Source organism: Bacillus sp. FDAARGOS_1420 (assembly GCF_019344915.1).
Classification (GTDB): Bacteria; Bacillota; Bacilli; order Bacillales; family Bacillaceae_G; genus Bacillus_A; species Bacillus_A mycoides.
Genome location: NZ_JAHWJB010000002.1, coordinates 2,401,718 through 2,414,491 on the forward strand (window position 1 = coordinate 2,401,718; position 12,774 = coordinate 2,414,491).

At 35.2% G+C, this 12,774-nt stretch carries 16 protein-coding genes; 8 read left to right on the top strand and 8 right to left on the bottom strand.

Annotated elements, in window-relative coordinates:
• The first annotated feature begins 222 nt into the window (after window positions 1-222).
• A complete protein-coding gene (locus I6L50_RS22540; protein WP_219303174.1) occupies window positions 223-603 on the top strand; it encodes a hypothetical protein in 381 nt (126 codons plus the stop codon).
• A gap of 75 nt (window positions 604-678) precedes the next feature.
• Complete coding sequence (locus I6L50_RS22545) at window positions 679-906, top strand: DUF3923 family protein (protein ID WP_002033344.1); 228 nt, start codon at window positions 679-681, stop codon at window positions 904-906.
• A 97-nt stretch (window positions 907-1,003) separates the two neighbouring features.
• Here I6L50_RS22545 and I6L50_RS22550 read toward each other — a convergent pair whose 3' ends face one another.
• The 4 genes from I6L50_RS22550 to I6L50_RS22565 form a co-directional block, all read right to left on the bottom strand.
• Window positions 1,004-1,555: a DUF2179 domain-containing protein gene (locus I6L50_RS22550; protein WP_002014015.1), complete on the bottom strand. Its 552-nt coding sequence runs from the start codon at window positions 1,553-1,555 to the stop codon at window positions 1,004-1,006.
• Between the two features lie 220 nt (window positions 1,556-1,775).
• A complete protein-coding gene (locus I6L50_RS22555; protein WP_002084378.1) occupies window positions 1,776-2,189 on the bottom strand; it encodes an ATP synthase subunit I in 414 nt (137 codons plus the stop codon).
• Between the two features lie 53 nt (window positions 2,190-2,242).
• Window positions 2,243-3,571 (bottom strand): hemolysin family protein, encoded by a 1,329-nt coding sequence (locus tag I6L50_RS22560; protein ID WP_044443291.1) that lies wholly within the window; start codon window positions 3,569-3,571, stop codon window positions 2,243-2,245.
• 119 nt (window positions 3,572-3,690) lie between these two features.
• Window positions 3,691-4,095, bottom strand: coding sequence for a MerR family transcriptional regulator (locus I6L50_RS22565; RefSeq protein WP_012261301.1), 405 nt, complete (start codon window positions 4,093-4,095; stop codon window positions 3,691-3,693).
• 276 nt (window positions 4,096-4,371) lie between these two features.
• Between I6L50_RS22565 and rfbF the strand changes: the two genes are divergently transcribed.
• From rfbF to I6L50_RS22585, 4 genes are read left to right on the top strand one after another with little or no spacing between them, the layout of a single operon-like run.
• Window positions 4,372-5,139, top strand: a complete 768-nt coding sequence (rfbF, locus tag I6L50_RS22570; RefSeq protein WP_219303175.1) for a glucose-1-phosphate cytidylyltransferase — start codon at window positions 4,372-4,374, stop codon at window positions 5,137-5,139.
• A 1-nt stretch (window position 5,140) separates the two neighbouring features.
• Entirely contained in the window at window positions 5,141-6,196 is a 1,056-nt protein-coding gene (gene rfbG / locus I6L50_RS22575) for a CDP-glucose 4,6-dehydratase (protein WP_219303176.1), read from the top strand.
• 12 nt (window positions 6,197-6,208) lie between these two features.
• Window positions 6,209-7,432, top strand: coding sequence for a class I SAM-dependent methyltransferase (locus I6L50_RS22580; RefSeq protein WP_219303177.1), 1,224 nt, complete (start codon window positions 6,209-6,211; stop codon window positions 7,430-7,432).
• Window positions 7,429-8,352 carry an NAD-dependent epimerase/dehydratase family protein gene (locus I6L50_RS22585; RefSeq protein ID WP_219303178.1) on the top strand — a complete coding sequence of 308 codons (924 nt, stop codon included), beginning with the start codon at window positions 7,429-7,431 and terminating at the stop codon, window positions 8,350-8,352. The genes I6L50_RS22580 and I6L50_RS22585 overlap by 4 nt, the downstream gene beginning before the upstream one ends.
• Here I6L50_RS22585 and I6L50_RS22590 read toward each other — a convergent pair.
• The gene (locus tag I6L50_RS22590) at window positions 8,321-9,106 is read right to left on the bottom strand and encodes a glycosyltransferase family 2 protein (protein ID WP_219303740.1); all 786 of its coding nucleotides are present in this window, start codon (window positions 9,104-9,106) and stop codon (window positions 8,321-8,323) included. The genes I6L50_RS22585 and I6L50_RS22590 overlap by 32 nt on opposite strands.
• A 344-nt stretch (window positions 9,107-9,450) precedes the next feature.
• Between I6L50_RS22590 and I6L50_RS22595 the strand changes: the two genes are divergently transcribed.
• Window positions 9,451-10,338, top strand: a complete 888-nt coding sequence (locus I6L50_RS22595) for a DMT family transporter (protein WP_219303179.1) — start codon at window positions 9,451-9,453, stop codon at window positions 10,336-10,338.
• A gap of 20 nt (window positions 10,339-10,358) precedes the next feature.
• Here I6L50_RS22595 and I6L50_RS22600 read toward each other — a convergent pair whose 3' ends face one another.
• Together I6L50_RS22600 and I6L50_RS22605 are read right to left on the bottom strand one after the other, a co-directional pair.
• A complete protein-coding gene (locus I6L50_RS22600) occupies window positions 10,359-10,895 on the bottom strand; it encodes a hypothetical protein (RefSeq protein ID WP_219303180.1) in 537 nt (178 codons plus the stop codon).
• Between the two features lie 20 nt (window positions 10,896-10,915).
• Window positions 10,916-11,770: a pentapeptide repeat-containing protein gene (locus I6L50_RS22605; protein ID WP_219303181.1), complete on the bottom strand. Its 855-nt coding sequence runs from the start codon at window positions 11,768-11,770 to the stop codon at window positions 10,916-10,918.
• Window positions 11,771-11,965: 195 nt separating this feature from the next.
• Here I6L50_RS22605 and I6L50_RS22610 point away from each other — a divergent pair, with 195 nt between their 5' ends.
• Complete coding sequence (locus tag I6L50_RS22610; protein ID WP_001162783.1) at window positions 11,966-12,139, top strand: DUF1272 domain-containing protein; 174 nt, start codon at window positions 11,966-11,968, stop codon at window positions 12,137-12,139.
• 69 nt (window positions 12,140-12,208) lie between these two features.
• Here the strand turns inward: I6L50_RS22610 and I6L50_RS22615 are convergent, their stop codons facing one another.
• A complete protein-coding gene (locus tag I6L50_RS22615; protein ID WP_219303182.1) occupies window positions 12,209-12,685 on the bottom strand; it encodes a heme-degrading domain-containing protein in 477 nt (158 codons plus the stop codon).
• Window positions 12,686-12,774 lie beyond the last annotated feature (89 nt).

Sequence of the window (12,774 nt, forward strand, 5' to 3'; positions counted from 1 at the left end):
TGCACATTTAGTACATTATGTGAATGATTTATATACAAGACTTCTTATCCCCTAACGATGTAAAAGAAAAAATTTTGATGCTACCTTCTAAAACATATATACCTACATTCATTTTACATATTATGGTATAATTTAAAGAGATTAATAGCTATTCATCTACGTTCCACACTAATTTTCTAGAAATGAACAAATCAAAATTTTTTCGAAATCGGGGGGGAGCTTATGAAAAAGAAATTAATTGTTCTTCTATTCATCGGAATCATTTTATCCGGATGTTCAACTATAGTAGAAAATTCTTCAGAAACCGGAAGCGGCAGTATTGAATTATTAACACCAACGATTACAACAAAAGATAATGAATTAGAAATTAAGACTGAAGGTATTGATGAAAATAAAGTAACTTTTATTTATGTTGCCAATAAAAAAGTATTGGAACAAAAAATAAATAATGGTGAATCCTACAAACTTAACATTAAAGATATCGAGCACGCTCATAGGACGGACTACAAGCCAAGAGTTCAACTTTTGCAAACGAAAGATGGTAACGAAGATGGAGACATGGCAACCTTTAAACAAGTTAGATATACAGTTGAAAAAAAGTAGTTTTATAGTTATTTCATTTAAATATAACAACCGAAAATATACTTTTAACAGAGGGTAAATATAAGAGGTGCTAATATGAAAAGACGATGGATTTTTTGGTGGATTGGTAACATATTTTGGATTATAACTTTCGGGATATTGGCAGCTATCATTTGGCTAAGAGAGGTTGATGGGACCGGCGTTACTCAAACACCTGAGCTAAAATTAATAGCATTTATCGTTTTATTAATTGCATTTATATTACCACTAATTATTCAAGTTGTATGGTTAATTGTTAATCTGAGAAAAAGCAGAAAAAAATAACGCAGAAAAAAAGAGAGGAATCTTTTTCAATATAGATTCCTCTCTTTTTTCTATGGGGATTATGCCGTGCTTTTAAAGCTGCACTACTCCCTTTTCTTTACGATGCATGTTCATCTTTCTTCTTCTTCAACAATGCTCTCTTTTTCATCGCCTTCGTTAAATATCCACCTTTAAACGAACGGATTTCATAAGAAGACATAAACGCTTTCGGTGCAATTTCATTAATAATTTCTAACAGTTCTTTTTCTCTAGAACGCTTTGCAACGATATCTAAGCGATAACGTATAGAATTTATTCCTTCACCTTCAAATACTGTAACGCCAAATCCAAAATGGCGTAATTCATTTACTAATTCATTACAACGGTCTAGTAAACTAACTTGATACGTAATATATCCAATTGCTAATTTATTTTCTATATAACCGCCTAATAATAGTCCCGCACTAAAGCCGATGACATAGGCAACAATGTTCATCCAATTTGATAAATCTTGAAACACAATACCTAAACTGACAATATAAATTGCTCCTTCTAACAATCCTACACCTGCAGCGGATCTTGTTTGATTCTTTACAAGCAAAATCGTACGGATTGTTAAAGTTGGAACGTAAATAATTTGAAGCACAAAAATAAGTAAAGCTTGTAACATTGGTATCCACCTCTTTCGCAAATTCTTTTGTCATGATAACATACATAAGCTTTAGAAATCGATGGGTTTTTTAATTTTTTTTAATTTTTTTTCATACTATTGAAATGCCCCAAAAATAAGCGTATTATGTTTGGCGTAAATTCGATAAGTACCAGTAAATCATTCTTATTATATCATTTATTTTTAAACGCAAAAAAGGAACCCCATTAGGTCCCTTTCATCAGAGTTCTATGTTTTTCGAAGCATTTTCCTTTTGCTTCTCTTCTTCTTTTACTAGCTGCATATTTGCATAGGCTAAATTCGCAATCATTAAAAAGTGTCCACCCAATATTCCAGTACCAAATGCCCACATTTCCATTTCATGCTCAATTTCAAACATAATGATAGCCCCTAATATTGCGGCCGCAAATCGGTTTAGAACTCCTAATCCAGGAGCCTTTTCTTTCATCACGATACTTCTTCCTAATTTCTCCACTCTGCGAGCTAATAGCCAAAGACAATATGCGCTAACTGCTAAACCGATACCGAACCCTGTCACTTGTTTCCCAAACGGAGTAACCGCCCACATTAGTAGTAAACCACTAAAGATCGTATACAATTGTAATCGATATACACGTAAGGCTACTTGAATCAAAATATCCGCTCCTAATTTCACATTTTATTATGTGTCAGAAGAAAAGCAGCAACTTACACAGTTGCTGCTTTCTCTTGTTCTTGTTCATGATCCATTTTTTGAATTTCAACACGTTTAATTTGATAAGCATCTTTTTCTAACACTTTAAATTCATAGCCTTCTGCTTCAACGTATTGTCCTTCTTCGATTTCATGATTTTGCATCATAATCCATCCACCGATTGTATCCACATCGTCTTCTTCAATGTGTAATCCAAACAAATCTTTTACTTCTGAGATAAGCACTTTTCCATCAACAATTTTATGATACTCGTTCACATGTTGAATTGGTGGTGCTTCATCTTCATCATATTCATCACGAATTTCGCCGACGATTTCCTCCAATATATCTTCAAGCGTTACAATTCCAGCTGTTCCTCCGTACTCATCATATAAAACAGCCATTGGAATTCGCTTCTTCTGCATTTGCAGTAATAAATCATGAATTGGAGTCGTTTCCATAACTTCAATAATCGGACGCATATACGTGCGAATCGATGATAAATCTTCTTGATCGTTGTTCATATATCGAATAAAGAAATCTTTTACGTTGACCATACCGATAATATCATCTTTATCTTCTCCAAAAATCGGATAACGTGTGTATCGTTCATTTTGGATTACTTTCATGTGTTCTTCTACTGAATCTTCAAGATAGAAACCAACGATTTCTGTACGCGGTACCATTATCTCTTTCGCGATGCGATTATCAAATTCAAAGATATTATTTACATACTTGTATTCAGCTTGATTAATTTCGCCACTTTCATAGCTATCTGAAAGAATAAGACGTAATTCTTCTTCTGTATGAGCTACTTCATGTTCAGAAGCTGGTTTCAAACCGAATAAACCAGTTATAACACGAGCTGAACCGTTCAATACCCAAATAAATGGATACATGATTTTATAGAACATCATTAACGGAGTTGCCAATAACAACGTTACTTTTTCAGCCTTTTGAATTGCCAGCGTTTTCGGAGCTAATTCCCCTACTACAACGTGTAAATATGTCATTAGCATAAAAGCAAGACCAAAAGTTAATACTGATGAGATAGAAGGATTTACGTTCCATTTCTCAAATAACGGGTGTAATAACTTTTCGATTGTCGGTTCACCTAACCAACCTAATCCCATCGCTGTAACTGTAATACCTAATTGACAAGCAGATAAATATTCATCTAAATTTGTTGTTACCTTTTTCGCTGCTAACGCACCGCGTTTCCCTTCCGCAACAAGCTGATCAATGCGACTTGAACGTATCTTAACAATCGCAAACTCTGCTGCTACGAAAAATCCAGTAAATGCGATTAAAATCGCAACCATGACTAAATTAAATATTTCCAATGAATCCCCTTAGTTAAAAAACTAAGGTGTCCACCTCCTGTATACTATAATGTTTTCTTATTTGTTCGTTAGAAAACATAGCCCGATACAAAAATTAAAGAGGTCGGATTTCACTTATTCTATAATAATAGAGCAAGTGTCTGTATTAAAGCTGTCGTTTGACCTGATAAAGATTTCGATATTTTTTCACGTTGTGAATCAGTCAATTCATCTAAAAGAGGCTTTAACTCCGTTAGCTCTGCTTCTAATCTATGAATATGGTCTGTCACTTCATTCACTTGTTTCGAAACGTGTTCATTGATACCGAGCAGCTTCTTCTCCTCGATCTTCTCTTTAATCTCACAAAGCGGCATATGCATTTCTTTGCACTTCTCAATAAATTGTAATGTCTCAAATGCTGTTTCGTCGTAATAGCGATAATTAGATTGAGATCGCTCCGCTTTTAAGATTCCTAGATTCGTATAATAATCAATCGTTCGTTTCGACACGTGAGCCATGAGAGCCAACTGTCCGATTCGATACACCTTCCCAACGATCTTCCCCCCTTGTTTATATTACTAACATCATACAATACATAAACTGTACAGTCAAACGTGATGGTTTATCATTCATAATTTATACAAAATTTATCGTCTCATCTTATACAATCCAATCTATTAATTTAATTATATAATAAAATACTTAAATTCAAAAAACCAAAACGAACGAAATATAACTATGAAATTTCCCGTTCCTTTCTAATTTAAGTACATATCATAATAACATCGATATCAAATTCTTTTTATAATTAGGAGGAAAAAATGAAAGCTGTTATTCTTGCAGGTGGATACGGAACAAGGATTGGGGAAGAAACTCATTTAAAACCAAAACCTATGATTGAAATTGGAACAAAGCCTATTCTATGGCACATTATGAGTTTGTATAGTCATTACGGCATTACTGAGTTTATTATTTGCTTAGGCTATAAAGGATATGCAATTAAAGAATTCTTTCTAAATTACAACTTACACATGTCCGATTTCACGATACATTTAAGCGACAATACAATTACTAACCATTCTCATCGTATAGAACCATGGACAATTACACTGATTGATACCGGTCTAAATACCGAAACAGGTGGACGAGTTAAGAAAATACAAAATTTCGTCGGGGACGAACCTTTCTGCCTCACTTATGGCGATGGATTAAGTAATATAAATATAAAAGAACTCATGGCATTTCATAAAAAACACAGCAAAATAGCTACTGTTACTGCCGTACAACCTCCAGGCAGATTTGGTTCTCTCGTATTAGATAAACAGTCTGTAACATCCTTTCAAGAGAAACCATTAGGTGATGGCGGATGGGTTAACGGTGGATTTTTCGTTTTAAATCCTGATATTTTCAATTACATTAGTGGAGATAAGTCTGTTTTTGAAACAGACACTTTAGTTCAGTTAGTAAACAAAAACGAATTGGCCGCATATCAACATACTGGTTTTTGGCATCCAATGGATACAGTGCGCGATAAAAATAAATTAGTCGAGCTATGGGAAAGTAATAACGCTCCGTGGAAGGTTTGGTAATATGACTTCATCATCTTTTTGGAATAAGAAAAAAGTATTTATTACAGGACATACTGGCTTTAAAGGCTCATGGCTTACCCTTTTTTTAACTTCATTAGGTGCAGAAGTAGTTGGCTATTCTTCTCACCCCCCATCCATCCCTAACCTTTTTGAACAATGTAACGTATCAAAAGAGTGCATAACAATTAAAGGCGATATTACAGATTACGATTCTTTATTCCATGCCCTGAAACAACATAACCCTGACATACTATTTCATTTAGCAGCTCAGCCAATCGTCACCACTTCATACAAAAATCCTATCGAAACATTCAAAACGAATGTTTTAGGTACTGTTCACGTATTAGAAGCGGCAAAGCATATAGAAAGTATACGTGGCATCATTAATGTTACAAGTGATAAATGCTATGAAAATGACGGGAGCGGTAACCGGGCATTCGTGGAAACTGACCGACTAGGAGGTTTCGACCCTTATAGTGCTAGTAAAGCTTGTGCTGAACTAGTTGCAACATCATATCAAAAATCATTCTTCCACACTAACACTCTGAAACTTGCCTCAGTAAGAGCAGGTAACGTCATCGGCGGCGGTGATTGGGCAGAAGACCGATTATTCCCAGATATCATTCGTGCATATTTACAAGATAATACATTAAATATTAGAAACAAAAACGCTATTCGTCCGTGGCAACACGTATTAGATCCTTTACATGGCTATATTCTTTTAGCTGAGCAGCTTTGGAAAGACGCCGAATATGCAGCAGCGTGGAATTTCGGCCCGATAAATGAACTTAACAGAACCGTTCATGATGTCATTCAATCTATAATAAAATTATGGAATCAACCACTAACAATCCTTTCCCCTCATACAAATACTCTTTATGAATCACCTATTTTAACACTTGATAGTACAAAAGCAGTAAATAAACTCGGTTGGACTCCTAAATTATCAACAGATCATTCTATCGCTTGGACTGTTGATTGGTACAAAAAATATGCATCTGGTCAAAATATGGAATCTTTCACGCGACAACAAATCGATGCATTCAAAAATTTATAAGGGGGCTATAAAATGGAACAGAAAAAATGCCGTTTTTGCCACTCATTACTCACAAATACTTTTTTAGATTTAGGCGTTTCTCCTCTCGCTAACTCATTTGTAGCTCCAGAACACTCATATAAAATGGAGCCATTTTATCCGCTGCATACGTTTGTTTGTAACTCTTGTTTACTTGTACAATTAGATGAATTTGAATCTCCGCACAATATTTTTCATGACTATTTATACTTTAGCTCTTACTCCTCCAGTTGGCTACTACACGCTAAGCAATATGTAGAAATGGCGATTAAGCGTTTCAACTTAACAAACCATTCGAAAGTGATTGAAATCGCAAGTAACGACGGGTACTTATTACAATACTTTCAAAAAGAAAATATCAAAACGTTAGGAATTGAACCTGCAAAAAATGTAGCAGAAATCGCTATCCAAAAAGGAATTCCTACTGAAGTGAATTTTTTCAGCAATGACTTAGCAAAAAAATTACCGCAAGCAGATTTAATCGTCGCAAATAACGTATTAGCACACGTTCCGAACTTGCATGATTTTGTTGCCGGTTTAAAAACATTATTAAAACACGATGGCACGATAACAATTGAATTCCCGCACTTATTAAACCTCATATCCTTTAAACAGTTTGACACGATCTATCATGAGCATTTCTCCTACTTCTCACTTATAAGTCTTCAAAAAGTTTTAGCTCATCATCATTTACAAATTGTCGATGTAGAAGAACTTGCAACGCATGGTGGTTCATTGCGTATTTTTGTAAACCATCACAGTGACTCATCCACTATCCATTCCAGTGTTACAAATATAATCCAAAAAGAAGTAGATCACGGGCTAGATACATTAGATTGCTATCTCCTTTTTTCTGAACGCATAGAACAATTGAAAATAAGTATTTTAAAGTTTTTTATCGAAGCAAAGGCTTTAAACAAACAAATTATCGGTTACGGCGCTCCTGCTAAAGGAAACACCCTTTTAAATTATTGCGGGATAGGAAAAGAGTTTCTAAATTATACAGTAGATAAAAACCCTCACAAACAAAATCTCCTTCTACCAGGAACCCGCATTCCAATACAATCTCCTGAAGAAATAAAACGTACAAAACCTGATTACATTCTCATACTTCCTTGGAATTTGAAAGACGAAATTATGAAAGAATGCTCTTTCATTCGTGAATGGGGCGGCAAATTTTTAGTAACGATTCCAGAAGTTGAGGTGATTGAGCCATGAAAAAAATCCTTGTAACAGGCGGTAGTGGATGGATTGGTAAATATGTTGTAAATTCCCTTATACAAAAGGGCTATGAAGTGCACGCCACCTACAATACAAATAAGCCTTCTCACCTTTCTTGCCATTGGCATAAAGTAAACTTACTTTGCGATGAAGAAGTAAAAAAACTCATTTACGACATGAAGCCTAGTCATCTCATTCATTTAGCTTGGGAAGCAGTGCCGCCAGCGTGTTATGTATCTATTAATAATTACTATTGGCTTACATCCAGTATCTCATTAATTCAACACTTCACAACATGCGGCGGAAAGCGAGTCATCGTTGCCGGTACTGGCGCAGAATATGAATGGTTTAACGGCGTATTATTTGAAGATTCACCGCTTCTTTCCTATAAAACCCCGTATTCATTATGTAAAAACGCACTACATTCCTGGCTACAATCATACGCTGGGCAAACCAGCCTCAGCATGTGTTGGAGCCGCATTTTTCATATGTATGGCCCTCACGAACAAGGGAATCGACTCGTTTCTAACATTATCACGTCCTTATTAAAAAATGAGGAAGCACTATGTACACATGGAAAACAATTAAGAGATTTCCTCCATGTGAGTGACGTCGCTGATGCTCTCGTAACAGTATTAGAACGCAATGTTACAGGCACAATCAATATCGCTTCTGGTCAATCTGTACAAATTAAAGAATTAGCTTCTATCATTGCTAAAAAGATAGGAAAAGAAAATTTAATTAAACTAGGTTCGATTCCTTTCTCTAAAGATGAACCTTTATTCGTCGGTGTTAATGTAGAACGTTTAAAAACTGAAGTAAACTGGAAACCGACGTACAATCTAAATACTGGAATCGAAGAAACAATTTTATGGTGGGAATCATTTATAAAAAAGCATAACGATACGCAGCACTAAAACGTAAATCCTTCGTCCCTCTCGCTAATTCCTTATACCATTCTTCTAATCTTTCAGGTGTAATAATGTGATGTGTCCCCATTCCTGCATGCTTACTACCTTCAGAAAGAGTCGGACCAATTTGTAATTTCCTCTTCCTCATCGCATCGTTCCACGGACTAAATCCAAACCATGCAATACAAGCAAGAGGTGGGTAATTCATAAATTCATGTGCAGTTAAATGCCTTCCAACAGTGTAGCTTCCATGTTCATTATTATGAATGAATCTACCTCTTCTCCATAATCTCCAATCTTCCGGTAAGTAACCGTGAAATCGCTGTTTCATTAAAGGTATTCCAAAGTTAAGTTCCGGATAATTATAGTTAAGATCATCGACCATAATAAGCCCTTCCAGCCAATACATCCTCTCTCCCAATTCATTTAGTGATTTCCAAAACTGATTTTTATCTTGCACACAAAGAAACTCAGTCGTATTTAAAATCATTTTCCAACCTTCTACTTCTTGTTCCACCCTCATCACTTCATGGTCTGTCGCTAATGCATCAAACTCTGGATTTGTAGAATCTCGCACTTCCCAATGCGGTGCGAATTTTTTGCAAATTTCGACTGAACGATCTGTAGAGCCTTTATTAATTAAAATACCATGATCAAACAGTTTCGTATGATGCATAAGCCACCACGGTAATAAATACTCTTCATTGTAAAAATGAGAAATAACGGTTGTAGTTATAATAATCTCCTCCTCTTTCTCTATTAATCTACTTTTTCATCCTACTCTTAATATACTTATCAGTTATGTAATTGGTTTCTTTTATTTTTAAAATATGTTTTTCTACCATATACTATGCTTTCTTCGACAACCACCATTTTCTAAAGAATCAACTCCGTACAATTAACACCCCAATAAACTGAAAATTAAGTTATAATATCATTATAAAATTATGGAGGAGGAATCCGCTCATGTACTACAACACTTCATTCGAAAACGATCAACCTGTAGGCCGTCTATAAACTAAGACGGGCATTCATATAACAAGTGCACTATGCCTCGTCTTAGGGAATAAATCATAACCCTAAAAATAGACGGAGGTAATTCAAATGAAACAAACAATTTTAGGAGCTATATGTTTATCTCTAGCAGCAAGTATATGGGGCGGTATGTACGTCGTTAGTAAATACGTACTCGACTTTATCCCGCCACTTACACTCGTTTGGCTACGTTTTATTATCGCTTTTGTTGTTTTATATGTGATTTTGAAAATAACTGAAAAAAAGCAAAAGAAAAAAGTACCCATCCACAAAAAAGATTGGCTATTATTTGCTTGGATTGGATTCATCGGGTATTTCATTTCAATCACATGTCAATTTATCGGAACGAAATTATCCGATGCTCATACAGGCTCCTTAGTGACATCAGCTACACCTGCATTTATGGTTATATTTGCAGCGCTCATTTTAAAAGCGAAACTAACTACTCGTAGACTTTTATCAACTATAATAGCGACAATCGGTGTCATTATCGTTATCGGATGGGATATTGAAATCGGCTCCTATTTTATCGGTACAATCATTTTAGTTGGAGCTGCTATTACGTGGGCTTTACTGTCCATTTATGTAAAAATCGCTTCAGCTCGATTTTCATCTTTAATTATTACAACGTACGCAATATTCTTTTCACTCTTTTTCATTACACCTTTTATGGTATGGGAACTCCAATCAAGTCCTATTGAACATATAAACATGTACGTATTATTAGGCGTACTCTATTTAGGAATTGTCTCAACCGCAGGTGCATTTTTTCTTTGGAATAAAGGATTAGAATTAATGGATGCTAGCATTGGCTCATTATTTTTCTTCTTCCAGCCTATCGTTGGATCGTTGCTTGGTTGGCTGCTCTTAAATGAAACATTAAATATTAACTTTTTCATTGGTGGTATCCTTATTATATGTAGCGTTATAATTACGACTTTTGAAAAGCAAAAATAGTATAAAAAACAGGCAGAGACTTAGTCTCTGCCTGTTCGCATAATTGGCTCTTGATCGTGAAAACCGATGCAAATTGGTATATTACTTTGTAATCCACTACATGCACTTATAAAACTACACACTGTTCTTGCAATTAAATATAAAGTAATACCTACAGCCTTTTTATATGAATCAAAGCCATTTTCACCATAAATATTAGCTAACTCTCCTAAAGACGGTCCTTCTACTTCATCCGTCCAATCACTTGCCCAATCCTCATCTTCTTCTTCAAGAAACATGTAATCGGCACAAATATAGAACTGACTACCCCATTCATTATCAAGATCATACTCAAAATAAATCGCCTTTGCTTCTTCACTTTCAGCAATTTCTAACGCTTCTTTCAAACCTATTCTCATACTTTTCTTGTATAAGTCTAATGGAATCAATGTAATGCGCTCCGCATCCTCACTTGACGCTAGTGTGCGACAAATATCATAATACTTCGATTCTATTTGAGATACTGATAACGAAAATACATCTTCCTGCATTTCCTCTAAATACTGAAACATATCCAAACTATTTCACTCCATACTCTTTACGCAGGCCAATGCGCTGGACGAGACAACAATTTCGGCAATTTCGTATGTTTGTCCCCTTTCGCCGCGTTAATTTGAACTTGCGTAAGAAAAATACTATTTGTAAAATCCGTCCCGCGAATATCTGCATCTCGCAAATCTGCTCCGATGAGATCCGCCCCCCTTAAATTTGCATCTCGTAAATTAGCCGCAATAAGATAAGCTCCTCTTAAATTTGCTCCTTGTAAATCCCTCTTTTTAAGGTTAGCTCCCATAAGATCTGCCCCTCGGTGACTGATTCGTTTTTTACGTGCAGCATTCATTTCCTTCCATACTAATTCACTCGTCTCTAAAAGGAGAATGTTCACTTCTGCACGGTGTAATGGCACATTTACTTCCATTAACTCATCTGGACTTAAATTAGAAAGACGCTCTGTCTCTTCAATGGCTTCCTTCAGCTTTTTATGAATTGTCTGCGTCGACTTTAATAGAATAGCCTCATTCAAATACCACAACATTTCATGAAGCTGATGCATAACTGGAAAAGCATCATACATTTTTCTCGCATGCTCGGCATCTTTCCGCCAATCAATTCCTTTAAACGTAACTTGAGAAATCTTTTGTCCAGCGCCGAAACATTCAAATACTGTACAACCTTTATACCCTTTTCCTCTAAGACTTTTATGTATACTACATTTATAATCTGATTGTAAATTTGTACAAGGTTTACCACCATCTTTATTCACCGCAAAATCTACTGATGCCGCAAACGGTAATGCCACACAACATAATCCAAAACATTTTTCACAATCCGCTTTTAAACTATTGTGATTTACATCCTCTTCTACATGGAAATAATCGTTATGATTAGTCAAAATATATACCCCCTGTTGTCTTTTGACTATTTCATAATATTCCAACTGCACTAAATAATCAATTTTAAAATAAATAGACCTATTTCATTTCAAACAACAACATAATCCATCTATTTCTTTTCATTTAAAAAGGACACCCACTACAATATTAATTATAATTAAATTAAGAACTTTCAAATAACGAGGAGGATTACGATGGCATTAGAAATGAAAACAAACTGCCAAATTTGCGATCATTCCCTTCAGCCCGATTCTGAAGCATACATATGCGTGTATGAATGTACATTTTGTGCACCATGTACAGAGGAAAGACAAAACGTTTGCCCAAATTGTGGCGGCGAGTTAGTACGTAGACCGAAAAAGAAATAATAAAAAGGCAAAAACGAACAGGAATATGTTCATTTTTGCCTTTTTATTTAACCTTTAAAATTACTTCTATTATTGCTTCAAATGATTTTTAACTGCTCTTATAACCAATTCATGATCTACTTCTGGTGGTAATCCTGAGACTGTTATCATTCCAATAACCCCTACGTTTTTTATTTGGATAGGAAAGCATCCACCAAACGCAGCATATTCCGAGCCATCTAAACGGTATTTTTCATGATATGGAACTCCGCTTATTTCACTTTCTATCTGCATATAATACGAGCTATGATTATGCAGGGAAACGACCCGTTTTTTACGCTCAATCCATTTCGTATTTTCCTCAGTCGTCCCTGTCATCTTGAAATGAAATAATTGCACACCATTTTTGGTTATATCAACAGCAATCAATTTCCCCTCTCGCTTTGCTGTTTCAACGATATATAAACCTAATTGCAAGGCATCTTCATTTGTAAAAGAGGAAAATTGAAGTGTTTCCTCCTCTATTAAAATTAGTTTACTTATTTCACTCAAATTTGAAGTACTCATATCTTTAACCTCCCTAATCGTTTTATACCACATTGGCATTTTTTTGATTTCACAGACGCTATAGTATCGTAAAGCTTGTTTTCTTCTTA

Coding starts and splice junctions, on each gene's coding strand:
- I6L50_RS22615 (WP_219303182.1), bottom strand. CDS start 12,685: ATGAGTACTTCAAATTTGAGTGAAATAAGTAAACTAATTTTAATAGAG.
- rfbG (WP_219303176.1), top strand. CDS start 5,141: ATGACTTCATCATCTTTTTGGAATAAGAAAAAAGTATTTATTACAGGA.
- rfbF (WP_219303175.1), top strand. CDS start 4,372: ATGAAAGCTGTTATTCTTGCAGGTGGATACGGAACAAGGATTGGGGAA.
- I6L50_RS22550 (WP_002014015.1), bottom strand. CDS start 1,555: ATGTTACAAGCTTTACTTATTTTTGTGCTTCAAATTATTTACGTTCCA.
- I6L50_RS22595 (WP_219303179.1), top strand. CDS start 9,451: ATGAAACAAACAATTTTAGGAGCTATATGTTTATCTCTAGCAGCAAGT.
- I6L50_RS22610 (WP_001162783.1), top strand. CDS start 11,966: ATGGCATTAGAAATGAAAACAAACTGCCAAATTTGCGATCATTCCCTT.
- I6L50_RS22545 (WP_002033344.1), top strand. CDS start 679: ATGAAAAGACGATGGATTTTTTGGTGGATTGGTAACATATTTTGGATT.
- I6L50_RS22540 (WP_219303174.1), top strand. CDS start 223: ATGAAAAAGAAATTAATTGTTCTTCTATTCATCGGAATCATTTTATCC.
- I6L50_RS22585 (WP_219303178.1), top strand. CDS start 7,429: ATGAAAAAAATCCTTGTAACAGGCGGTAGTGGATGGATTGGTAAATAT.
- I6L50_RS22580 (WP_219303177.1), top strand. CDS start 6,209: ATGGAACAGAAAAAATGCCGTTTTTGCCACTCATTACTCACAAATACT.